At 60.8% G+C, this 21,091-nt stretch carries 22 protein-coding genes; 9 read left to right on the forward strand and 13 right to left on the reverse strand.

Features of this window, described 5'->3' with window-relative positions; translation table 11 throughout:
- Window positions 1–38 precede the first annotated feature (38 nt).
- Window positions 39–431 carry a DUF5611 family protein gene (locus ACMGFM_RS16165; RefSeq protein ID WP_436903709.1) on the forward strand — a complete coding sequence of 131 codons (393 nt, stop codon included), beginning with the start codon at window positions 39–41 and terminating at the stop codon, window positions 429–431.
- A gap of 1 nt (window position 432) precedes the next feature.
- Here ACMGFM_RS16165 and ACMGFM_RS16170 read toward each other — a convergent pair whose 3' ends face one another.
- Window positions 433–741 (reverse strand): hypothetical protein, encoded by a 309-nt coding sequence (locus ACMGFM_RS16170; protein WP_436903710.1) that lies wholly within the window; start codon window positions 739–741, stop codon window positions 433–435.
- 23 nt (window positions 742–764) lie between these two features.
- Window positions 765–1,949: a KaiC domain-containing protein gene (locus tag ACMGFM_RS16175; RefSeq protein WP_436903711.1), complete on the reverse strand. Its 1,185-nt coding sequence runs from the start codon at window positions 1,947–1,949 to the stop codon at window positions 765–767.
- Between the two features lie 120 nt (window positions 1,950–2,069).
- On the opposite strand from ACMGFM_RS16175, the gene ACMGFM_RS16180 reads away from it, so the two are divergent.
- Together ACMGFM_RS16180 and ACMGFM_RS16185 are read left to right on the forward strand one after the other, a co-directional pair.
- Window positions 2,070–2,645, forward strand: a complete 576-nt coding sequence (locus ACMGFM_RS16180) for a response regulator transcription factor (protein WP_436903712.1) — start codon at window positions 2,070–2,072, stop codon at window positions 2,643–2,645.
- Window positions 2,646–2,686: 41 nt separating this feature from the next.
- Entirely contained in the window at window positions 2,687–3,262 is a 576-nt protein-coding gene (locus ACMGFM_RS16185; protein WP_436903713.1) for a response regulator transcription factor, read from the forward strand.
- On the opposite strand, the gene ACMGFM_RS16190 is transcribed toward ACMGFM_RS16185, so the two are convergent.
- Window positions 3,259–5,694, reverse strand: coding sequence for an efflux RND transporter permease subunit (locus ACMGFM_RS16190; protein ID WP_436903714.1), 2,436 nt, complete (start codon window positions 5,692–5,694; stop codon window positions 3,259–3,261). The genes ACMGFM_RS16185 and ACMGFM_RS16190 overlap by 4 nt on opposite strands.
- A gap of 3 nt (window positions 5,695–5,697) precedes the next feature.
- On the reverse strand, window positions 5,698–8,553 hold the full coding sequence (locus ACMGFM_RS16195) for a COG1361 S-layer family protein (RefSeq protein ID WP_436903715.1): 2,856 nt from the start codon (window positions 8,551–8,553) through the stop codon (window positions 5,698–5,700).
- A 95-nt stretch (window positions 8,554–8,648) separates the two neighbouring features.
- Between ACMGFM_RS16195 and ACMGFM_RS16200 the strand changes: the two genes are divergently transcribed.
- Window positions 8,649–10,043, forward strand: a complete 1,395-nt coding sequence (locus ACMGFM_RS16200) for a dihydrolipoyl dehydrogenase family protein (RefSeq protein ID WP_436903716.1) — start codon at window positions 8,649–8,651, stop codon at window positions 10,041–10,043.
- A 51-nt stretch (window positions 10,044–10,094) separates the two neighbouring features.
- Here the strand turns inward: ACMGFM_RS16200 and ACMGFM_RS16205 are convergent, their stop codons facing one another.
- Window positions 10,095–10,643 (reverse strand): hypothetical protein, encoded by a 549-nt coding sequence (locus ACMGFM_RS16205; protein ID WP_436903717.1) that lies wholly within the window; start codon window positions 10,641–10,643, stop codon window positions 10,095–10,097.
- A 198-nt stretch (window positions 10,644–10,841) separates the two neighbouring features.
- On the opposite strand from ACMGFM_RS16205, the gene ACMGFM_RS16210 reads away from it, so the two are divergent.
- Window positions 10,842–11,906 (forward strand): polyprenyl synthetase family protein, encoded by a 1,065-nt coding sequence (locus ACMGFM_RS16210; RefSeq protein ID WP_436903718.1) that lies wholly within the window; start codon window positions 10,842–10,844, stop codon window positions 11,904–11,906.
- 38 nt (window positions 11,907–11,944) lie between these two features.
- Here ACMGFM_RS16210 and ACMGFM_RS16215 read toward each other — a convergent pair whose 3' ends face one another.
- Window positions 11,945–12,220, reverse strand: coding sequence for a thioredoxin family protein (locus ACMGFM_RS16215; RefSeq protein WP_436903719.1), 276 nt, complete (start codon window positions 12,218–12,220; stop codon window positions 11,945–11,947).
- Between the two features lie 144 nt (window positions 12,221–12,364).
- Between ACMGFM_RS16215 and ACMGFM_RS16220 the strand changes: the two genes are divergently transcribed.
- Window positions 12,365–12,682, forward strand: a complete 318-nt coding sequence (locus tag ACMGFM_RS16220; RefSeq protein ID WP_436903720.1) for a DUF3784 domain-containing protein — start codon at window positions 12,365–12,367, stop codon at window positions 12,680–12,682.
- Here ACMGFM_RS16220 and ACMGFM_RS16225 read toward each other — a convergent pair.
- On the reverse strand, window positions 12,679–13,092 hold the full coding sequence (locus ACMGFM_RS16225; RefSeq protein ID WP_436903721.1) for an Lrp/AsnC family transcriptional regulator: 414 nt from the start codon (window positions 13,090–13,092) through the stop codon (window positions 12,679–12,681). The genes ACMGFM_RS16220 and ACMGFM_RS16225 overlap by 4 nt on opposite strands.
- Before the next feature lie 102 nt (window positions 13,093–13,194).
- Here ACMGFM_RS16225 and carA point away from each other — a divergent pair, with 102 nt between their 5' ends.
- Together carA and ACMGFM_RS16235 are read left to right on the forward strand one after the other, a co-directional pair.
- Window positions 13,195–14,241, forward strand: coding sequence for a glutamine-hydrolyzing carbamoyl-phosphate synthase small subunit (gene carA / locus ACMGFM_RS16230; protein WP_436903722.1), 1,047 nt, complete (start codon window positions 13,195–13,197; stop codon window positions 14,239–14,241).
- Window positions 14,242–14,299: 58 nt separating this feature from the next.
- Window positions 14,300–14,737, forward strand: coding sequence for a universal stress protein (locus ACMGFM_RS16235; protein WP_436903723.1), 438 nt, complete (start codon window positions 14,300–14,302; stop codon window positions 14,735–14,737).
- Here ACMGFM_RS16235 and ACMGFM_RS16240 read toward each other — a convergent pair.
- From ACMGFM_RS16240 to ACMGFM_RS16250, 3 genes are all read right to left on the reverse strand, one after another.
- On the reverse strand, window positions 14,729–15,349 hold the full coding sequence (locus ACMGFM_RS16240; protein WP_436903724.1) for a stage II sporulation protein M: 621 nt from the start codon (window positions 15,347–15,349) through the stop codon (window positions 14,729–14,731). The two genes, ACMGFM_RS16235 and ACMGFM_RS16240, sit on opposite strands and share 9 nt — an antisense overlap.
- 4 nt (window positions 15,350–15,353) lie before the next feature.
- The gene (locus tag ACMGFM_RS16245) at window positions 15,354–15,815 is read right to left on the reverse strand and encodes a 30S ribosomal protein S19e (protein WP_436903725.1); all 462 of its coding nucleotides are present in this window, start codon (window positions 15,813–15,815) and stop codon (window positions 15,354–15,356) included.
- Window positions 15,816–15,892: 77 nt separating this feature from the next.
- Complete coding sequence (locus ACMGFM_RS16250) at window positions 15,893–16,945, reverse strand: PAS domain-containing sensor histidine kinase (protein WP_436903726.1); 1,053 nt, start codon at window positions 16,943–16,945, stop codon at window positions 15,893–15,895.
- Window positions 16,946–17,094: 149 nt separating this feature from the next.
- On the opposite strand from ACMGFM_RS16250, the gene thiL reads away from it, so the two are divergent.
- Window positions 17,095–17,964 (forward strand): thiamine-phosphate kinase, encoded by an 870-nt coding sequence (gene thiL / locus ACMGFM_RS16255; protein ID WP_436903727.1) that lies wholly within the window; start codon window positions 17,095–17,097, stop codon window positions 17,962–17,964.
- Here the strand turns inward: thiL and ACMGFM_RS16260 are convergent.
- The 3 genes from ACMGFM_RS16260 to ACMGFM_RS16270 form a co-directional block, all read right to left on the reverse strand.
- Window positions 17,961–19,103, reverse strand: coding sequence for a site-2 protease family protein (locus ACMGFM_RS16260; protein ID WP_436903729.1), 1,143 nt, complete (start codon window positions 19,101–19,103; stop codon window positions 17,961–17,963). The two genes, thiL and ACMGFM_RS16260, sit on opposite strands and share 4 nt — an antisense overlap.
- Before the next feature lie 68 nt (window positions 19,104–19,171).
- Window positions 19,172–20,578, reverse strand: coding sequence for an RNA-guided endonuclease InsQ/TnpB family protein (locus ACMGFM_RS16265; RefSeq protein ID WP_436903746.1), 1,407 nt, complete (start codon window positions 20,576–20,578; stop codon window positions 19,172–19,174).
- Between the two features lie 219 nt (window positions 20,579–20,797).
- A complete protein-coding gene (locus tag ACMGFM_RS16270) occupies window positions 20,798–21,040 on the reverse strand; it encodes a DUF7123 family protein (RefSeq protein WP_436903731.1) in 243 nt (80 codons plus the stop codon).
- Window positions 21,041–21,091: the final 51 nt, after the last annotated feature.

The following is a 21,091-nucleotide window of genomic DNA, read 5'->3' on the forward strand; positions in this document are numbered from 1 at the left end:
ACGAAAGAGGTAAGACCGGTCCACACGACAGACTGACTATGCGCGAGTACAAGATGCGACGGGGCGAATACCTCGAAGACCGCATCGAGGATATGGAGGCAACAGTCGAGGAGTATTTCGGCCCAATCAGCGGCACCGAAGCGTACAACGACACTGAACTGTACGTTGTCGAGGACCCAGACAATCCTGTCTTCTCGAAGGTTACTGTCGGCACAGTCGAGTACGGCTCGAAAAAGGACAAACTCGCTCTCGATATCGAGGAGCGCCCGGCAGAGAAGGTTATCGCCGAGGGCCACGTTGAAGCCGCCGAGGACGCCGTTGCGGTCAAAAACGATTTCCTCGAATCAGCAACCGGCCGCGACGCCAAGTCTCGCCGTGAGTCGATGAAACGCTCTGTCGAGGACGACGAAGTTCCCGACGACGTCGCCTAACTTATTCGAGTGCTTCGAGCGCCGCCGGACCGACGTGCAGCGAGCGCCGCCCGGTTTCTTCTTCCGTTATCAACGCGCCGACCGTCAGGTCAGGCTGGCCGTCGTCGCCGTACAATTCGTCTGGCGGTGTTCCAATCCCAACGCCGTTTTTCACCGTGAGCATCGCCGTCCGGCGGCCGTCGGCCCGCGTCTCCGCCGCGTCGATGTCGACGTACTCGACCTCTTCCTCGCGGCTGGCCAATTCGTCGAGCACCTGCGCAACGTGGTCGGCCGGGTCAGCGGCGTCGTAGACGTAGGAGAGAACGCGCATACCGTCGATAGCAGTTCGAGCGGTTAGAAGATGTTGGCTTGCTGGTAGACTGACAGCCCACCTTCGGTCATCTCGTAGGGCTTTTTCTCACGAGAGTGGTTGGCATTTCGGATCTTCTGAATCTCGACAGCCAGCCGTGTCTCCTGGGTCTCTCCGCGGACGTACTGCAGGACGAAGACGGCGTCTGTCAGGTACTCGATGATGCCGTGACGCGAGGCGTAGGGATTGGTTTCGCTGGCCTCGCTCGTCAGAAACGTCGTCACGCCTGCCTTCTTCAGCGACCGGGTGAAGTCGAAGACCTCAGTTCGCCGTTTGGCCTGATTGTCGTACATCATCTCCAGCAAGGAGACGGAGTCGAGTACGAGTCGGTCAGCCCCGAAGTCCTGGATCAACTGCGGGAGTTCGGCCTGAATGTTGTCGAGGCTGTTCGCCATCTCGACGGGGTCCAAGTCGACGACCGCGAGTTGACCCTCTTCCTCGAACGTGGCGAAATCCCAGCCGAACTCGTTGGCTGTTGCGATGATCGCTTCGCGTGTCTGTTCGAGCGTGATGAACACGGCGTTTTCGCCGTTCAACAGCCCGTGATGGAGAAACTGCAGCCCGAAGGTGGTTTTCCCTGTCCCGGCGCTCCCGAAAGTCACCATCAGGTGCCGTTCGGGAATGCCTCCCTGAATCATGTTGTCGAGTCCTTCGATTCCGAGGTCGATTCGTGGGATTTCGGAGTCGAAATCCTCCTCCTCGAACTCCGCGTCGCCGCCGCCGAGGCCGCCGAATCCCTCGTCGTCGAACAGCCCTTCGCTGTCCCCGCCGCCGAAGGGGTCGTCGCCCCCGTCGCCGTCGAATGAGTCATCACTGCCGCCGAAGGGGCCATCAGCGTCATCGAATGGGCTCTCAGTGTCGGCCCCGCCCTCGCCATCGCCAAAACTGCTGTCGCTGTCGAACGCCTCGCCTCCTGTGCTGGTGTCCGCGTCGGCAGACTCGTTCCATGGGCCGCCTTCATCTGTCTCGTCTTCGTCCCACGGACTGCCGTCGTCTGTCTCGTCTTCACCCCAGGGTCCCTCGTCCTGTTCGTCGGGTTCGGGCTCTCCCCAGGGGTTCTCACTGCTCCCGGTGGCTTCAGCTTCTGCTCTCTCGTCGTTCTCTTCGCTGTCTGTGTCGGGGTCCTCTTCGGAGAGCGCTTGCTCGAACCAGTCGTCGTCCTCACTCATTACGTTCCCCCGGTCCGCAGCCGAGCATATCGGATAGTAATGCTGGGAACTGATTAACCTTGCCCGAATCTGACCGCGGATAACACAGACTTATTAGCCCGGGGGTACCGAGAGTCACATGTGTCACAGGGTAGCGAGAACGCAACCGTGCTCGTCGTCGACGACGAAGAGGAGGTTGCGGACGTGTATGCCCTACGGCTTCGCAACGATTACGACACTCGTGTCGCCTACGGCGGCGAGGACGCCCTCGAAACGATCGACATCGATGTCGATATCGTCCTGCTCGACCGCCGGATGCCAGATATCTCCGGCGACGATGTCCTCGCCGAGATTCGCGAGAAAGGCTACGACTGCCGGGTGATTATGCTGACGGCAGTCGACCCGGGGCTGGATATCGTCGAGATGCCGTTCGACGACTATCTCTGCAAACCCGTCGAAAAGGACGACCTCGTCGCCGCAATCAACCAGCAGCTGCAGGTCCAGCGCTACGGCGACCAGCTCTCGGAGTATTACGAGGTCTCCTCCAAACTTGCGCTGCTCGAGTCCGAGCTCCCGCCACAGGAACGCGAGCAGAGCGAGGAACTCGACCGACTCACCGAGCGGGCCGAGGAGCTTCAGGAAGAACTCGACGACGTCCTCGACGAGTTCGAGACGCTGGACGACGCCTTCCGGAGCATCGGTCGCCAACCGGGCTAACAGACGTAACGCTTTCTGCAGTCTACCCTCAACTATGCCGTGTGAGCCCGACTGCCGACGCTGCACCACTCGTGTTGATTGTCGACGACGAGGAGGATGTCGCGGAGACGTACGCACTCCGCCTCCAGACGACATACCGGACACGAGTCGCTACCGGTGGTGAGGCGGCGCTTTCGGCGATGGACGACGACGTCGACGCTGTCTTGCTCGACCGCCGGATGCCAGATATGCACGGCGACGAGGTGCTCGAACGAATCCGCGAGCGCGGCTACGACGTGCCGGTTATTATGGCGACTGCGGTCGACCCTGACCTCAACATTCTGGAGATGGACTTCGACGACTACCTCTGCAAACCGATTTTCGACGAGACGTTGCGAGACACTCTCGACCAACACCTCGACGGACAGGCCAGCGAGGAGCAACTGGACCGCTTTCTCTCGCTCGTCTCGAAAATTGACGTCCTCGAAGGCGAACTTACTCACGCCGAACTCGCAGACAGCGAGGAGTACCACCGCGCGAAAGAGCGCGCCGACGACCTCGCGCCACAGCTTCGCGAAGAGATCGACGGTTTCGACGCTCTCGTCGAGACCCACCGCGAGATTGAGCGGGAAGCCTAGCCGAACACGCGTTCCCAGACCAGAAGCGCCGGCGGCAAGACGATAATCGAGCCGAGATAGGAGTAGATAACGCTCACTGACATGAGCACCCCGAACTGGGCGAGCATCGGCGTCACCGACAACACGAGCGCCCCGACCCCGCCCGCGGTTGTAATCATACTCCCGGTAATTCCGCCGCCAGTCCCTCGGAGTGTGCGGACCAGCGCCGTGTGGGCGTCCCGCCCGGCGTTGTACTCGTCGATAAAGCGGTGGGTGATGTGCACCGAGTAGTCGATCCCAATCCCAATCGTGATCGAGAGAATCGTCGCTGTCAGGGCGTTGAACGGGATGTCGAGCACCGCCATCGTCGCCGCCAGCACGGCCACCGTCGAGATGATTGGCACAGTGTTGGCGAGACCGAGCGACGGTCGCCCCTCGAGCAGCCAGTAGATAAGAATCAGGAAGACAACTGTGAGTCCGAGCGCAACGCTGAGGCTGACGATGGCTGAAGCGAGCAACAACTCCGTGACTGTCTCGAAGATGATCGTATCGCCAGTTGCGGTGGCGTCGAGCCAGTGTCGGTCGGCAACCGACCGTGCGTCGGTCGTAATCGCCTGCTGTGAGGCTTCGGCGTCGACGGAGTAGATAACCCGCATTGATTGCAGGTCCTCGGTGATGTACGTCAGGGCCTCCTCCTCGTACGGCGACGCGAGCAGTTCCTGGTAGATTCGCCTGACGTTCTGGTCCGGGACGCCGTTGCCGGTGAGGTCGTTGCGTGCAACCAGTGCGGCGAACTCGTCGTTTTCCTCGGCGTACTCGTTTATCACGTCGAGGATGCTCTCGGACTCGGCCCGTCGGCCGTCGGTAACAATCGCTGGCGGCGGCTCCTGGCCGGCGCGATAGACAGACTCCAGGACGTGATTTTGATAGATCGGTCCCTCGACGTAGACGGTCACCTCGTTGCTCTCGCCGCTCTCGAAGTTGTCGCCGAGGAAGGTGACCAGCCCTCGAACCTGGTAGTCGCCCGGCCCCAGCGGCTCCGGAATTACGTCGATGTAGGCGGGAACGTCTTCGTATGGGAGAAACTCCTCGTCGTCGAACTCGGTGTCGACGCCGGTGCCGACGTAGCCCGCGCCGGCGGTCAGCAGGAGAATAGCGACGAGCATCACGACCGGCGCTCGTTTCGCGACGTGAGCGCTGACCGGGAGCAGTCGCCCGAGCGGAGAGTCTTCGTCGCCGAGTGGCTGGGTCCCAAACTCCGGAATCCGCGTCCCTTCACGGAGTTCGTCGAGATAGAGTTTGGCCGCCGGCAGGAAGATACCAAAGATGAGGAAGGTGAAGATGATACCCAGCGAGGCAACGAAGCCGAAATCGAAGATCGCGGGCAGGTCGCTGGTCATGTTCGCGCCGAAGCCGATTGCGGTCGTTCCGGTGACGATAAAGAAGGCAACGATGAGCTGTTCGTTCGCGATGATCATCGACTCGTAGGGGTCCTTGCCCGTGACGCGTTCCTCGCGGTAGCGGTTGACCGCGTGGATACCGAAGTCGATACCCACTGCGAGCAACAGCGGCGGGACGGCGACCATCATCTGGTTGAACGGGATGCGGGCGTGGCCGACGAAGCCAAAGGTCCAGATGACAGCAAGAAACAGCGAGACCAGCCCGAGCACGAGGTCAATCGGGTCACGGTAGGCAAAGAGCAGAAAGAACAGAATGAGGACAATCACCGCCGGGACCATCAGCGACAGCGAATCGATGAGCGCCTGCTCGAACTCGCTGTCGAAAATTGCCGACCCGAAGACGACGACGTCGCCGCCGACAGTGTCCGCGGTATCTTGCATCTCTGTCTGGATGCGCTCGAGTTCGGCGCTATCGCCGGTCGGAATCTCGTGTTCCACGATGGCAATCGAGGCCGACGCCGAGGGTGTCTCCTCGTTGAGGTCGTTGCTGAGTGAGCCTTTCACCGACGGGTTGCGTTCGAGCAGCGTCCGCGCGGCCGAGCGCACCTCAGCGTCAGTCGCCTGCTCGACGGCCCGAATCTGCTGTTCGCGCGTCTCGGCGTCGGTATCCAGGACTGTTGCGACACCCTGGGCCGGTGCTGAGCCTTCTCGCACGCGCAAGGAGGCGTCGTTCTCGACGCGCTGTAACAGTCTGAGCATTCGCAACACCCCCTCCCGCGAGAGGACGTTCTCGTTGCGCTGGATCAGCTGCGTTGTTTCTTCGCTCTCTGCGAACGGACGGTCGAATTCCTCGTTGACAGCGTCCAGTGCCTCCTGCTCGTCGGTGCCCTCGGTGAATCCGCCCTCACCGGGGTCGATCTCGATGTAGGGCAACCCCAGCGCGAACAGTGCCGTCACGACGAAGAACACGACGATAATCGTCTTCGGGCGGCCGGTCACCCAGCTATTGATGACATCGAGCACCGGCTGATAGTCGACCCCTCCGTTGGACATCGGCTATCCTCGTAGTTTTGCCGTGAGCTGTGTGCCCGCTGTGCTGACGGTCTCTCGGAAGTAGTAGCCCACGCCGCCGACGAGGAGTAGTGCGGGCGCGAGCAGCCACACCCAGAGGCCAACGCCGCCGTCGTCACCTTCCTTCACGTCGACCGGGACATCGTAGGTGCCCGCGAGTTGTGGTTCGCCGCTGTCGTCGTCGTAGCGAACGTCGAGCGCGATGGGATAGGCCTTCGGGACGGCGTTGTTGCCGACACTCACCTCGAAGACGAACGTTTCCGTTTCGCCGGGGTCGAGGCTGGCAACGAAAGACTCGTCGTTACCGCTTTCGAGTGGTGTCTCTGGGAATATCTTCGCGCGGACATTCTCGACGGTGTAATCGAGGTTGTTCGTCAGGTCGATCTTGACCTGCTTGCTCCCGCCGGGGGTGAGCGTCTGCTCGACTGGCCCGACCGAGAAGGCGTCACGTTCGGGCAACACCTCGACAGCGATGTCCTGTGAGCTATCGACGCGCTCGTCGCCGTCGCTGTTGCGGTAGCGGGTCTCGAACTCGAAGATTCGCGGCCCGGCCGTCGCCTCTGCGCTGATACCAATCCGGAACTCGAAGGCAGCAGTCTCACCTGGCTCCAGCGTCCCGACCGCGTACTGTGTCTCCCGTGGGAGGACTGTCTCGGAATCAGTCGCAAGCCGAATTGCCGTTCCGTTGACGGTCTCTGTGCCAGTGTTCGTGACGGTGCCGGTGAGCGTGCCGTCCTCGCCGACCCGGAGCGTGCTACTGTTCCCCTCGATTGCGAAGGTCTGCTCGACTCCTGGCTCGAAGCCGAACTCTCGGGACTGCGCTGTCACCGCCTCGTCGTCCGAATCGCGGCCGTTGACCGTCGCCGTTAGTGTGTATTCCCGCGGGAGGGCGCTCTCCGTCGTGCCGACCTGATAGCGAACCGTTTTTGTCTCGCCTGCGGCCCAGTCGCCAACGAATGCCTCGGAGTTCGGTTGGCCCGCATTCTGTGTCTCGAAGGCAGTATCCTGGAACTCGACGGCTTCGCCCGCACCGCCAGCGCCGAAGACGATTGCACCGTCTGCGGCGGTCACCTGTACGGAGGCGTCTGTAAGATTCAGCGGCCCCTCGTTGCGGACCACGAGTTCGAGCACGCCGTTGTTGTTGACCGCGATATCGTGGCTCGTGGATTCGATGGCGTAGCGCTGTCGCGGGAGTGGGGACACGCCGAACGTCTCGGTTCGGGTTGCGAGCGCGCTGTTGTTCTCGTCACGAGCGGTGATGGCTGCCTCGATGGCGTACTCGCTGGTGACCGCGTCGCCCGACGCACTGACTCGTGTCGAGATGTCCCGAGTCTCACCTGCGGCCCAGTCCCCGACGAAAATCTCGGTGGTCGTCGTACCATCTGCGAAGGTAAGCGCGGAAGTGCTGGACGTTAGTGTTACCGTCGCGCCGGTGACGTTCTGTGGCCCGCGGTTGCGGAGCGTCACGGTAACGGGGCTGTCGTCGCCGACAACGAGGTCGTGCGAGACATTCGTGACGGCGTAGCGCTGTTTCGGGTCTGGTGTGAATCCGAACTGCCGCGTGCGCTCGGTGAGTTCCGAGTCGTCCTCGTCGCGGCCGTCGACGGTCATCTCCAGCGTGTAGTTTCGCTGGACGGCCGCTGACCCAACTGCAACGCGAACCCCGATGTTCTGGGTGGCTCCTGCGTCCCAGTCCCCGACGAAGGTCGTGGTCGTCGTCGCGCCGCCGCCGGACTCTGGGAAGGTGATTGCCGGGTCGTTGCTCGCGATTGTCACGGAAGCATTCTCGATGTCCTGTGGCCCGGCGTTTTCGGCCACGACAGTCAGAATACCGTTGTCACCGACCGGAACCTCGTGGGTTGTCTCTCTGACGACGAACTGCTGGCGAGGTTCTGGTTGCACTGCCGTTCGCAGTGTCTCCGACCCATCGTTGCCGTCGGTGTCGGTGAAGTCGACGGTGATGTCGATTGGATACGGCTCTGTCACGGCGTCCTCGGCGACGTTTATCTGGTAGACGAGTTCCTTTGTTTCGCCGGCGTCCCACGACGAAACTGCTCGGTCAGAGGCTCCGCCGCCGGACCCGAAACTGATGTCTTGGTCGGTCGATTCCGCCGTGACAGTGACTTCTTCGGCGCGCTCCCCGCCGGTGTTTGTCACCTCGACGACGTACTCGTCGCTCTCGCCGACCTGCACGTCAGATTCGGTCGTTGCAATCTCGAAGGCCGGCTCGGGTTCGACATCGACAGTCACGGTGAAATTCTCGGTGACGCTCTCCCGTGACTCCTCGACTGCGACCAGTTCCCCGTCGCTGTTTTGCTCGTACTCGGTGACGGTGACATTGTTGTACTCCGCCGTCACACCTAGATCGTACTCGCCGGAGGCCGCGTCCTCGTCGACGTAGACAGTAAAACCGCTGACAACTGTGTCGCCGCTGTCGATATCTCCCGGTGACTGCTCGCCGGAGCGAACCTCAATTTCGGCTGGCGAGTCAGTGATATTCACCTCTGTCGACTCCGCCTGCGTTACCCGCGACCGGACGCCCGGTGGGTGCGTCCCGTTGGTCAGTACCTCGCCGTCGTTCGAGAGCCCGAGATTGAGCGTCTGTTCGGTCCCGCGCTGTAGCTCTCCGTCCTGGGTCTCGACATCGAGATTGACTTCGCCCTCGACGGGCCCAGCGGTGTTCTGGGCTGCGACGGGTGTCAGTGCGCCGAGAAACGGGACGAACAACGAACAGACGAGCAGTGCGGTGAGTGCCACCGCACCGACCGACTGCCCGGGGTCGAGTTGTTCCCGTGCTGTCGACCCCCCTTCCCCACGGGCCGCCGGGCGTGCTCCACTCATCGGTGTTGTCGTTAGGATACTACTAACAAGACATAACCATTTCGAAGTTGAGTACTGGACGGTAGCGTTATGTCGCCACATCGTAACGTCATCATATGAACGCACAAGTCGCAATCATCGGTGCCTACGGCAGCGCGGGGTCGGCAGTCGCCGACGAACTTGCCGGCGAGGCCGAACTCCTGTTGTTCGACGACGGTGACCCCGGCGGCGGCCTCTGTATCCTCCAGGGCTGTATGCCCTCGAAAGAGGTTCTCTCCGCAGGCGCACACCGGTATCAGGCCCGCCACGACGAGCGTCTCGTCGGCGACGTCCCCGACGTCGACCTCGAGGCAGTGGTCCAGCGCAAAGACGACCACACGCTGGGCTGGGCCGAGCACCGCCGCGACGCCGTCGACGGTCTCGCCGACCGCGATGATGTCACGCTGATTCGCGAGACGGCCCAGTTCGTCGACGAGACAACACTGCAGGCCGGCGGCGAGATGTACAATCCTGACTACGTCGTCATCGCGACCGGGTCGAACGTGAATATCCCCGATACGCCAGGCATCGAGACGGTCGAGTACATGACCAGCGCCGACGTGCTCGACACGACGGAGTTCCCCGACAGTGGTATTGTGATGGGATTCGGCTACGTCGGGATGGAGATGGTCCCGTATCTCTCCGAGGCCGCGGGGATGGACCTCACTGTTGTCGAACACGACGACCGGCCAATCGACGAGGCTGACGCCGAGTTCGGCGACGCTGCCCTCTCACTGTATCGCGAGGCATTCGACGTGACGATTCCGACAAACGCCCACGAGAAAGAACTCGAACCGACCGCAGACGGCGGTGTCCGACTCACGCTGGACACACCCGACGGCGAGCAAATCGTCGAGGCCGACCAGCTGTTCTGTTTCACCGGCCGCCGGCCGGCAGTCGACCGCCTCGGCCTCGAACACACGCCAATCGAGCCATACGGCGACTGGGTCGAGGACACGATGCAGGCCCGCGACGCCGACTCCGTGTACGTCGTCGGCGACGCGAACGGAAAGGAACCGATTCTCCACGTCGCGAAAGAACAGGGCATGCAGGCCGCGGCGAACATCCGCGCTGAGATGGCCGGCGGCGAACTCGAATCGTACGAGAATATCCACCACCACGTCATCTTCTCGGGGTTGGGTGTCTATCCCTTCACCCGCGTCGGGCACTCCGAGCAGAGCGCGCGGGCGGCAGGCCACGATATCGTCGTTGCGAGCCGGCAAGCTAGCGACGACGGTGTCTTTCAGGCGAAGGATGTCCCTGCTGGACTCGCAAAGTTAGTTGTCGACACTGACGGGACAGTGCTTGGCTATCAGGGGCTGCACTTCCACGCTGACGCGATGGCCAAGGCTATGCAGATTGTTGTGGAACTGGGGCTGGACGTGCGAGACATTCCGGACCGGGCGTATCATCCGACAACGCCAGAGATACTGGACGGGCTCATCCGAGAGACGACTGCACAGTTGTCCTGAAAGAGGAGGAAAAAGCGTCAGAAAGGGGAAACTGGGAGCGCGAAGCCTGAGTTAGGCTTCGACGGCTTCGGCGGCTTCCTCGGAGACCTGTTCGATCTGGTCCTGCACGTCGTTGGCCTGTTCCTGCAGTTCCTCGAACTGGCCGACGAGCTCTTCGGTGACTTCGACGGACTGGTCTTCGAGTTCCTCGTGGGCGTCGAGGACCAGTTCGAGCTGCTCGTCGAGCGTTTCGAGCAGGTCGTCGCTCACGTCGTCGACGTTGTCGATACCGTTTTCAAGCTCCTCAGAGACGCTGTCGAAGGCTTCCTCGTGACCGTCGAGGAGATCTTCGTAGCTTCCGTCGATGCTCTCGCGGAGGTCGTCGACTGCAACGTCTGCGCCCGGGAGGCCGTCGACGGCGTCGAGGAGGCTGGTGACGGTGTCGCGGTTGAGTTCGACGAGACGTCGCTGGAGCTGCTCCTGACTGTCGAGACCCGCGATGAGCGAGTCACCGAGCTGCTTCTGGACGTCGAGGCTCTGTTCGATTGCCTGCTGTCCCTGTTCGATCGAGCGGCGCTGGAGTTCGAAGGTGGTCGTGATTGGACTGGTGTAGTTTGCCATGATGTGTTACCTCTATTACCATATACACCCTCTGATGATATAAAGCTTGCGTTGTTTACCATCAAATACCATTTGCTGCCATTAAGATACGGAGAACGAGGTTTCACCCTCATAATTCCTGTCTCTGTGCGTGTCTGCGCGGGGGTTCCCTTTGGCCGTATGAGTGGTTTTTTGGTCACTGCACGCGAGTCTCCGTATATGCGGGAAGCTCTCGCCGAGTGGCGGCCGGTCATCGATGACGCAATCGAAGAGCTGTTGCCACGACGGATCGACGACACGTATCTCACTGAGTTTTTCGGCGAGCCGACCTACAAGTACCAGCCTGCGGCGATTCAGGAGGCATTGTCGGACCCAATCTGGCTCCTGCTCGACCGCGGTGGCAAACGCTGGCGCGCGATCCTCTTTTTGATGATTGTCGAAGCGCTCGGCGAAGAGCCCGAGGAGTATCTCCCCTACGCCTGCATCCCGGAGATTCTCCACAACGGGACAATCATCGTCGATGACGTCGAGGACGAAGCCCAGATGCGCCGCAGCGGCCCGGCACTGCACCACGAACACGGCACCGATATCGCACTGAACGCCGGCAACGCGATGTACTTCATTCCGCTGAAGGTAATCGAGGAATACCGCGACGACCTGACCGACAGTCAGCGACTCGCTATCTACGAGATGCTTACTCACGAACTCAACAGAACGCATCTCGGACAGGGGATGGACATCTGCTGGCACAACGAGAAAGAGATCACAGTCGACGAGCAGCAGTACTACGAAATGTGTGCCTGCAAGACGGGCTGTCTCGCCCGGATTGTTGCCCGTCTGGCCGCCATCGTCACCGACCAGCCAGATTCGGTCGAACAGCAGTTGGCTCGCTACGCCGAGGACCTCTCGATTGCGTTCCAGATTGGCGACGACATCCTCGACATCCAGAACACGCTTGACCAGGCCGGCGAATTTGGCAAGGAGTTCGGCAACGATATCCAAGAAGGCAAGAAGACGCTGATGGCCATTTACACGGCGCAGGAGGCGTCGGCCGACGATGTTACCCGACTTGAAGAGATTCTGTGGGCCGAGGACAACACCGACGAAGAGATCATGGAAGCCATCGAACTCATGCAGAGTGTCGGGGCAATCGAGTACGCCGATACCCGTGCACGCGAACTCTCTGCGAGCGCACGGAGCCATCTCGATGACCTTGACCTCGAGGCCGAACCTGAACAACACCTTCGGGACTTTACCACCTTCGTCATCGACCGACAGGAGTGACTGCTCGGCTACCTACGACGGAAAAAACGCGGAACCAATCAGGCAGCTTCGGCCTGTTCGATAGCGGATTCGAGTTCTTCGCGCTGCGTGACGCCGATGAACTTCTCGACGACTGAGCCGTCCTCACCCTCGATAACGATGGTCGGAATCGACCGGACCTGGTACTCGTTTGCGATATCTTGATTCTCGTCGACATCAATTTTCTCGACAGAGAGTCGGTCGCCAAGGTCCTCTTGGAGTTCTTCTACAATTGGGTCCTGCGTCTTGCACGGCCCACACCAGTCAGCGTAGAAATCTTTCAGTGTAACGCTCATGGATTCGATTCTAGGTAGCCTGCCGATTTTGATAAGGGTTTTCGTCGTGTGTGCGAGCAGTACCAGACTGGCTGTGCACCGTCGGTGTTTCTCACCCCGAAACGGGACCACAACTGGGATACTACTGTGTCTGGAATGACTGGTATGGCCGGCCTCGACGGATTGCTGCTCGACCTCCACGGCGCAGTCTATATTGGAGCGCTCTGTCTCGTGCTCGGTATCTGTATGGCCGCGTTCAAGTGGACGTTCCTCATTGCAGGCTACGACGACTCCTCGATTCCAGACAGGGTGGCGGGTCGGATGGTCGGTGTCTTTCTGATTCTGGTCGGGCTCGTGACCGCCGGCTATGGCGTTGCGCTCACACAGTACAGCCCGCCAGAGTGGATTGGGTTGGTGATTGCTGTCGCCGTTATCGCCGGGACAGGCCAACTCATCTACCGGCTCAACACCTACGAGCGTTAGCCGAGCCACTCGTCGAGAATCAGTCGCGTTTTTGTCCCCATCACCTCTTCGCGCTCGCGAGCCCGCGAGATGAGCTCGTTGAGGTCGTCTGTATCGGCGGCGTCGACGACCAGCACGATATCCTCTTCGCCGGAGACTTGCCAGACGAAGTCGACGCGTTTCCACTCCGCAAACTCCTCGGTGAGGCCACCGGTATGCACATCCACGTCGACGGTAATCTCGATCATTGCCTTGACGTTTCCCGTCCGCGTCGAGACAGTGAAGCGGTCGATTACGCCTGACTCGACCATCCGCTCGACGCGATTACGGATCGTCCCCTCGGAGGTGTCGACGCGGTCGGCAATCTCTGTGTAGGGGGTTCGCGCGTCGCGTCGGAGGATATTCAGAATCTCGCGGTCGAGGTCGTCCATCGAGATGTGTAGGTTCACCCGGACCCTACTTCAACGCTACGAATTTCGTAACTGACCTTCGAAAGCAACCCTTATGAGCCGGAGTTTCGTACGCATCTCGTAATGACTGATGCGTACGTCGCGGTCGAAGGCGAGCGTGTAATCGAGGCTCGTGCGCGTTCTCCGGGCACGACACGCGGTGAGCTGGTGTTCACTACCGCGTACACAGGATACGAGGAGAGTTTGACTGACCCCAGCTACGAGGAACAGCTGCTGACCTTTTCTTATCCGCTGATCGGCAACTACGGCGTCCGCGAGGAACGATTCGAGTCTGATCGGGTGCATCCGCGGGGTGTCCTCGCTCGTGAGATGACCGACGACGTTGCGGAATGGCTGCAGGAAGAGGGTGTCCCAGCCGTGGACCACCTCGATACCCGCGAAATCGTCACCGAAATCCGTGACGAGGGGGCGATGAAGTGCGGTATCGCTGCCGGCCCCGACGCCACCGAGGAAGACGCACTCGAAGAACTCGCCCAGTGCAAGCACATGTCCGACCACACTGACATCGGCTCACAGGTGTCGGTTCGAGAGCCAACCGTCCACAACGAGGGCGGCGAGGGTGCGGACGTGGCACTCATCGACTGCGGCGCGAAAGGCTCGATTATCGACTCGCTGGTCGAACGTGACGCTGTTGTCCACCAACTTCCCTACGACGCCACCGAAGCGGAAGTCGACGCAGTCGACCCCGACCTGCTGTTCATCTCCAACGGACCCGGCGACCCGGAGAACTTCGAGCAGGCCGGCGAGATTGTCGACAGCTACGTCGGCGACGTTCCGCTCGCTGGTATCTGTCTCGGCCAGCAGGTCGTTGCCAACGCGCTGGGCGGTCGCACCGAGAAGATGGAGTTCGGTCACCGCGGGGTCAACCAGCCAGTGCGTGATCTGCGCACCGATAAGGTCGTCATGACGACCCAGAACCACGGCTACACCGTTGCCGACCCGGGCGAGAAACTCACAGTCACCCAGCGAAACGTCAACGACGAGACGCCCGAAGGACTGGACAACGACGACCTCAAGATCATCACCCGCCAGTACCATCCCGAAGCAAATCCTGGCCCGCACGATTCGCTGTCCTTTTTCGACGACGTACTCGAACTCGCCGAGCAGTAATCCTGGATTGTCGGGACGCGGCCACAGCATTTTCGTTCTGCACCGTGAACAGTTGTGTATGTACGACGAGATTCTCGTTCCGACCGACGGCTCCGATGGCGTCGAGCAAGCACTCGACCACGCCGGCGCTATCGCCGACAACTTCGACGCACGACTCCACACAATTCACGTCGTCCAGACGCCCGGAACCAGCGAGACACTCGACGAGGAGTTTGCTGACACACTCGACAGGCTCGAACAGGCTGGCGAACAGGCTATCGAGACGGCTCGCGAACACGCCCGACAGGCGGGCCACGATATCGAAACGACACTCACAGAGGGCGCTCCGGAGGCGGAAATTCGCCGGTACATCGACGAGCACGACATCGACCTCGTGGTGATGGCAACAGCGGGGCGGACTGGCAGCGCCCGCGAGATGCTCGGGAGTGTTACCGAAGACGTTGTCCGCTCGACAGCCGCACCGGTCTTGACTGTCAACGTGGGTCACTCAGAATAGTCTGACGAGCCGCAGCGTCACGAACGACTCGATAACCGCCGCCAGCAGCAGCGTCACCCACGCGAGTCCGATGACGAGTCCGGTCTGGCGCCACTCTCTGTTGGTGAGAAATCGACTGTGCACCCCGATAAGAACTGCAAGCGCTCGCGCGACCAGCCGAAAGCTGACCGACGCCGCAAGCGCCAGTCCCAGTAGTTTCACGAGCCCGTGCGGCGCTACGGCGACGAGCGCTACCACGGGACGGATTGTCCCGACCGAGGAGCCAAGGAAGATACCGACGACGACGCCCTGTGCGACCAGTCCAAGCGCCGTTGCAATGCCGAGCGTGACTGCGCCAATGACCAGCACCGCCAGCAGTTCTGTATCTGCTTGCACCAGTGCGGCGACTGACCGCTCCTGTGTCAGGACCGAACTCGCGAGCTTAGTGAAGGGCAACCGTGCGAGCTGTCCAGTTCCGACTGTCTGTGAGAGTGCGCCAGCAACAACCGAACAACAGACCAGCAGCGCAGAACCAAGCGCGTACGGGAGATGGACCGCAATACCATCTCTGAGGTCACGATGGAAATTCCCGAGCAGCGACCCCGCCGGGGGTTCGCTGTCTCCGGGAGCCATTGCCTCAGGCGTACCGTTCGAGCGCGGGGTTGTCGAGGTCCTCGAGTACCTCGGCAGCCGTCTCGTCGAGCAGTGCCTGTCCGTCGGCGCTGGCCGACCGACCCTCGCCTTCACCGGTCTCGACGTAGCCGGCGGTTTCGAGCTGCTGGAGCGCGGTTCGGATCACGTTGCCGGAGCCGTCGGCGCTGTGTTTTGGCCGCACTTTGTAGCGGTTCGAGCCCTGCTTGCTGCCGCCGTACTCGGTCTGGAGCGCGCCGACGCCGACCGGCCCGTCGATAGCGACCTTTCGGAGCAGACTCGCCGCCCGGCGAATCCAGAAGTCGTCCTGTTCGGGTGGAAGCTCCCGGTCCGCACCGGATTTCGTGAATGCGAGCCACTCTGGCTGTTCGACTGCCTCTTCTTCGGCGAGCGTCTCTGCGAGTGCCTCGATGAGGTCCTCGGCAGGCACGTCGTAGACTGTTGTCATTGGCAAATCCTTCCTGTCGGCGTCATATAACAGTTGTGAAGCCCGACAGCGCCCGTGTGACCGACTGACAGTCGGTTTCAGGCGCCCGGGAGCACAATCACCGCCTGGTTGCCCGCCCCGTCAGCCCGGCGGTTCAGTTCGAGTTCGCCACCGACGGTGTCCGCCACCCAGTTTGCCAGCCAGAGGCCAATCCCAAGCGAGTGCATCAGCGGTGTCTCTTTGCCCTCGTTGATCGCCTGCAGGTCGCTCTCTGGAATCGGTGGACACTCGTCTTCGACGATTGTTCGAACCGCGTTGTCGGTCTGTTCGACCCGAATGACAACGGTCGGCTCCGCGTCGGGATTGTGTTCGATGGCGTTCTCGACGAGTTCGCTCAGCGCGATTCGATACGAATCCGGCGCGCTGACGACCAGTTCAGGGGGCAAATCGAGTGTGATGTTCGCAGCAGGATGTTCCCGGCGGAGTTGGACCGCCAGATGCTCGATCAACTCTGTGACATCCGTGCGGTCGTGCTCGGAGGGGTTGAACCCAACCTCGGTCTGTGCGGTCCGGGCTTTCTCGCTGATTTCCATCAGCTCTTCGGCGGCGTCTTCGATCTTTTCTGCCGCTGCCCGATGTGTCTCGTCGTCGGCGTCTTGCAGTGTCGCAGCGTGGCCGAAAATCAGGTTCAGCCGGTTGCGGACGTTGTGTCTGAGGACACGGCTCAGTACGTCGAGTTTCTGCTCGCGGTGCCGGCGTGCTCGGATATCTCGCGCCACGCCCGTGAGGCCGTCGTACTCCTCATCTTCGGACGGTAACAGACTAAACCGAATTTCGACGGGTTTGCGCTGGCCCCCCTTTGTAACCACTGTCGTCAACATCGACCCCGACGTGTCTTCGGTCGCGATGACGGACCGAATCTTGCCGTTGAAGCGCTCGACCTCCCCGTCGGCGAGGACGCGTCGGGGGTCTGCCCCGAGTAGGTCTTCACGGTCGTAGCCGGTCAACTCGACGAACGCGCTGTTCAGCAACTCGAACCGCCCATCCCCGTCGAGCATGTACAACCCGTCCTCGGCCTCCTCGACCAGGTGCGAGTAATTCCCTGTCTGCGACGACTCCCCCGTCTCTGTCTGCCCCTGCTCTTCGTTCATCCCAGATACAGTTCTACTGTAGCCCTCCCGCTTAACTTAAATACACTGCAAAAATTCAGCCCACTGTCATCATGGTCCTCACAAATCGATAGTTCAGACCCGGAGTGCCCGACAGGGCCGTTTTTGTTCCCCCGCAGCGTAGCCAGCGCATGGACGAGCGCGACGCTCTCAGGGCCCTTGCTGAGACGGTGCCCGGCGCGGGGGACGACGCCGCAGTCGTCGACGGCCTGGCTATCACGACCGATATGCTGCATCGCTCGACGGACTTTCCTGTCGGGACAACACGATATACTGCCGGCTGGCGGTCAGTCGCTGCCTCGCTGTCGGATATTGCAGCGATGGGGGCCGACCCGGTCGCCGCCGTCGCGGCCTACGCCGCTCCTGCCCTCGACTGGGACGAAATCGAGGCGTTCGTCCGCGGCGCACGCGAGGTCTGTGAACTCACCGGCGGAGCGTACGTCGGCGGTGACCTTGATGACCACGAGGAGTTGACCGTCACCACGACCGTCGCCGGCCGCACCGAGAATCCAGTGTTTCGCTCCGGCGCAACCCCCGGCGAGGCAGTCTGCGTAACCGGGACACTCGGCCGTAGTGGCGCGGCACTGGCACTCTTCGAGCGTGGCGAAACCGAGCGCGCCAACGACCTCTTTCGGTTTCACCCCCGCGTCGCCGCCGGTCGTGTTCTTGCTGGCCACGCAAGCGCGATGATGGACAGTAGCGACGGGCTTGCCCGCTCGCTGCATCAACTGGCCGAGGCGAGTGATTGCGGGTTCACCATCGAGTCGCCACTCCCGGCCGACGACGTTGTCGAGGAGGTTGTGGACTCACCGGACCGCAAGCGCGAACTGACGGCCTTCTTCGGCGAGGATTTCGAGCTGGTCTGTACGGTTCCCGAGTCCGCTGTCGACTCGCTGCGTGCGGAGCTTTCAGTTCCGTTCACGAGAATCGGTACAGTTGTCGAGTCGGGGCTGACACTCGACGGCGACACGCTCCCCGACCGTGGGTACACTCACGGTTAGGTGAGTTCGACAATTTCGACAGGAATCGGGGTGAAACACAGCGCTGCGAGCGCGAAGGTGACGACGCCGAGCGCCATCCGCTTCCGGTCGAGCCCCTCGTCGTCGATTGGGTCTGCAGGACCGGCGTAGGCGAGTCCAACCGCGAACAGACCCCACATTGCCCAGATGCCAACCGAATCGACCCCATCAGCGACCACGAGCAGGTACGCCGCCAGCCCGAACAGCACCGCAGGAACAATCGCTGCGAGCCGTTCCTGCTGTTTGCCGACCATCGCACGGAGGATGTGACCGCCGTCGAGTTGCCCCACTGGCAGCATGTTCAGAAGCGTCACGAGCATCCCGACCCAGCCGCCGAAGACGACCGGATGAATACTGTTCGCTTCGAGTTGTTCGGTCGCCCCAGTTGCGATAGCGATCAGTTCTAGCAGCGGCGGATGGTTGAATCGGACCGCGGTTTCGGCCTGTCCGACGGCGGCCTGCTGTGCCGGAATCGGGTCGAGCTGGAGGCCGATTGCGGTGACGACAACTGTTGCGGCCAGTCCCGCGAGTGGTCCCGCTGCGCCGATGTCGAACAGCGCTTTTCGGTCGGGAATCTTCCCACGCATCTTGATGACCGCACCCATCGACCCGATATACGTGGGTAAGGGAATGAAGTACGGTAACGACGCCTGAACGTTGTGATATCGGCTCATGACGTAGTGGCCGAGTTCGTGGACGCCGAGGACGCCCATCACCGCCACCACAAACGGCCACGCTTCGAGTGCCCGCCACGGTTCGCTGAACACGGGCACCTGATACCAGAAAATCGCCCCAGCGAACAGTGTCGAGAAAATCGTTGCGACGAACAACAGGAGGTTCGTCCTCGGGATGCCGTCGATTTTTGTGGAGTTCGGTTCCGCAACGAGAACGTACTCGCCACGCGAGAGCGGCAGTCCCTCGTCGGTCTTGTAGCCCCGCTGGACCGAGAGTTCGTAGCCCCGTTCTCGGAATAGCGGCCACAGCTCTTGTTCGAGTTGTTGGCCGGGAATCGTTGGCTCGCCAACGTACAGGACAGTATCGTCCTCTGTCCGAACTTCGTAGGCATCGAAAACGGAGGCGAACTCCTCCGCGCGCGGAGGCGTCCCCTGACTACGTCCCATCACTCCCTGTTAGGTGTTGTTGCTCTTTGAATGTTACCCCGCGCACGGTGGCGCGGGGAATCCTCCTCTTACGAGGGTAGGCCTCCTGTTTCGATGACGCGACTTGCAGACACAGACTCAAATTGAGCCGTGTCCGTAGCGTTGACGAGAGCGGAGCTCTCGTTCGCACACCAGAAACGCGCTGCGTTTCTGGGGACGGTCACAGTCTCCACAGGCGTTCGAAAATCGCTATGCGATTTTCGCAGCCCATCAGAATCGCACTGCGATTCTGAGGACGTTGATTCGGGCCATCCCAGCCCTAATTCAGAAAACCCACGCTTCAGGACGTTCATCGCCGTCGCAAACGCTACGCGTTTGCTGCCCGTCAGACGTAGTCTGACGACCGCATTCGCGTCCCTATCCGTTTCAAACCCACACGCTGGGCAGGAATGTTCCCTGACCCAGATGGGCTTCGCTGTCTCCACACCACACTTGGCGCACTCTTTGGTCGTCCCCCGTGCTTCGACCTGAACGACGTGCGTTCCGTGCAGATCAGCTTTGTATTCGAGCAGGGTGATGAATTGTCGCCACGCCGCATCCTGCTTGTTACGAGCGTTTCCGTCGCCCTGAAGCATACTCTGGACGTTCAGGTCTTCCACGAACACAGCGTCGTACTCTTTGACGAGCCATGTCGTGATTTTGTGCTGGTAGTCTAACACCTTCCGACGAATGTGGCGTTTGACTTTGGCGACCTCTCGGCGTTGCTTCTCGTAGTTGTTCGAGCCGTTCTCCTTCCGCGAGAGTTTGCGTTGTTCTCGTCGGAGTATGTCGTACTCGTCTTCGAGGTCGAGCCAGTCCACGGTCTTCCCATTGCTGGTGTGGATGTAGTTGAGAATACCGAGGTCGATACCGACGCTGTTGCTCGTGTCAAGCGTTTCCACGTTGGGTTTCTCGGGCAGGTCGGCATCGTTGGTTTCCAGACCGAAGGAGACGAACCATTCACCGGTCGTCTCTTTCTTGAACGTGACTTCTTTGATGGTGGCGTTGTCGGGAATTGGGCGCGAATACCGGATTTTCACCCACCCAATCTTGCTGAAGCGGACGTACGCGTACTTGTCGTGGCCCCTCTTTTCATCAAGGTCGAAACCAGACTGGCTGTACGTCACGCTCCGGTATTCGGTGGGTGATTGTCGTTTGAGCCGACCAACGTTGTACCCTTTCTTTTTTTTCTTGCGAAGGTTCGAGAGGTTACGGTGGAAGCGTGCAACGGTGGCTTGTGCGGCCTTCGAGTGTAGTTCACCGAACACCGACCACTTGCGCTTCCACTTGGGGAGTTTGTTGTTCTGGTCGTACTCACTCAGTTTGTCGTCTTCTGGGGCTTGTTGGTAGTCCCAGCGGACGTGGTTGTAGAGTTGGCGATGAATATTCAGATGGTGTTCCAGTCCGTCCGCTACCTCTTGTGTTGGGTAAGCGCGGTAGCGGTAACTGTGTTCCATCGCTGTCTCTTGGTTAGACATATGTTTACTTAATGGTTTGTATCAGCGAGTGTCAGCTTCATCCCCGACCGCGGTGTTGACGCAAATCGAAGATTTGCAAAAGCCGAAAACCTGTGGTTTTCGGAAGGTCGGGGTATTCGCCTTGCTGACCAGTATAAAAAGCACGGCCCGTCGGGCGACAGTCGTGTTGTGCGGAGGGCGGGGACCGAACACGACACGCTATGCCGGCTCGACGCGCCAGGTGGTCGCACTCGTGTACGACCACTTCTCGATTTCCAGTTCGATCGTGTTTTCTTTGAGTTTGACCATCAGCGCACCGATCTCTTTCGGCGAGAGCCCGACCTCGTCCGCGATGAACTTACTCTTGAAGTACATTTCTCCGTCCTGGGCCTTCCCTTTGAGATACGACCGGAGTCGGTCTTCTTTCGACCGGACATCGTCGGAGGATTGTGTCGTGCTCATGTCTACACTTAGCTAATGGCGGTACAGGGGGATATAAAGAAAGGAAGCTTC

Source organism: Halovenus halobia (assembly GCF_051414135.1).
Taxonomy (GTDB): domain Archaea; phylum Halobacteriota; class Halobacteria; order Halobacteriales; family Haloarculaceae; genus Halovenus; species Halovenus halobia.

What these genes read in the sequence shown, in the direction of transcription:
- ACMGFM_RS16165 (WP_436903709.1), top strand. Translation starts at nt 39, where the DNA reads ATGCGCGAGTACAAGATGCGACGGGGCGAATACCTCGAAGACCGCATC.
- ACMGFM_RS16170 (WP_436903710.1), bottom strand. Translation starts at nt 741, where the DNA reads ATGCGCGTTCTCTCCTACGTCTACGACGCCGCTGACCCGGCCGACCAC.
- ACMGFM_RS16175 (WP_436903711.1), bottom strand. Translation starts at nt 1,949, where the DNA reads ATGAGTGAGGACGACGACTGGTTCGAGCAAGCGCTCTCCGAAGAGGAC.
- ACMGFM_RS16190 (WP_436903714.1), bottom strand. Translation starts at nt 5,694, where the DNA reads ATGTCCAACGGAGGGGTCGACTATCAGCCGGTGCTCGATGTCATCAAT.
- ACMGFM_RS16195 (WP_436903715.1), bottom strand. Translation starts at nt 8,553, where the DNA reads ATGAGTGGAGCACGCCCGGCGGCCCGTGGGGAAGGGGGGTCGACAGCA.
- ACMGFM_RS16200 (WP_436903716.1), top strand. Translation starts at nt 8,649, where the DNA reads ATGAACGCACAAGTCGCAATCATCGGTGCCTACGGCAGCGCGGGGTCG.
- ACMGFM_RS16205 (WP_436903717.1), bottom strand. Translation starts at nt 10,643, where the DNA reads ATGGCAAACTACACCAGTCCAATCACGACCACCTTCGAACTCCAGCGC.
- ACMGFM_RS16210 (WP_436903718.1), top strand. Translation starts at nt 10,842, where the DNA reads ATGCGGGAAGCTCTCGCCGAGTGGCGGCCGGTCATCGATGACGCAATC.
- ACMGFM_RS16215 (WP_436903719.1), bottom strand. Translation starts at nt 12,220, where the DNA reads ATGAGCGTTACACTGAAAGATTTCTACGCTGACTGGTGTGGGCCGTGC.
- ACMGFM_RS16220 (WP_436903720.1), top strand. Translation starts at nt 12,365, where the DNA reads ATGGCCGGCCTCGACGGATTGCTGCTCGACCTCCACGGCGCAGTCTAT.
- ACMGFM_RS16225 (WP_436903721.1), bottom strand. Translation starts at nt 13,092, where the DNA reads ATGGACGACCTCGACCGCGAGATTCTGAATATCCTCCGACGCGACGCG.
- carA (WP_436903722.1), top strand. Translation starts at nt 13,195, where the DNA reads ATGACTGATGCGTACGTCGCGGTCGAAGGCGAGCGTGTAATCGAGGCT.
- ACMGFM_RS16235 (WP_436903723.1), top strand. Translation starts at nt 14,300, where the DNA reads ATGTACGACGAGATTCTCGTTCCGACCGACGGCTCCGATGGCGTCGAG.
- ACMGFM_RS16240 (WP_436903724.1), bottom strand. Translation starts at nt 15,349, where the DNA reads ATGGCTCCCGGAGACAGCGAACCCCCGGCGGGGTCGCTGCTCGGGAAT.
- ACMGFM_RS16245 (WP_436903725.1), bottom strand. Translation starts at nt 15,815, where the DNA reads ATGACAACAGTCTACGACGTGCCTGCCGAGGACCTCATCGAGGCACTC.
- ACMGFM_RS16250 (WP_436903726.1), bottom strand. Translation starts at nt 16,945, where the DNA reads ATGAACGAAGAGCAGGGGCAGACAGAGACGGGGGAGTCGTCGCAGACA.
- thiL (WP_436903727.1), top strand. Translation starts at nt 17,095, where the DNA reads ATGGACGAGCGCGACGCTCTCAGGGCCCTTGCTGAGACGGTGCCCGGC.
- ACMGFM_RS16260 (WP_436903729.1), bottom strand. Translation starts at nt 19,103, where the DNA reads ATGGGACGTAGTCAGGGGACGCCTCCGCGCGCGGAGGAGTTCGCCTCC.
- ACMGFM_RS16265 (WP_436903746.1), bottom strand. Translation starts at nt 20,578, where the DNA reads ATGGAACACAGTTACCGCTACCGCGCTTACCCAACACAAGAGGTAGCG.
- ACMGFM_RS16270 (WP_436903731.1), bottom strand. Translation starts at nt 21,040, where the DNA reads ATGAGCACGACACAATCCTCCGACGATGTCCGGTCGAAAGAAGACCGA.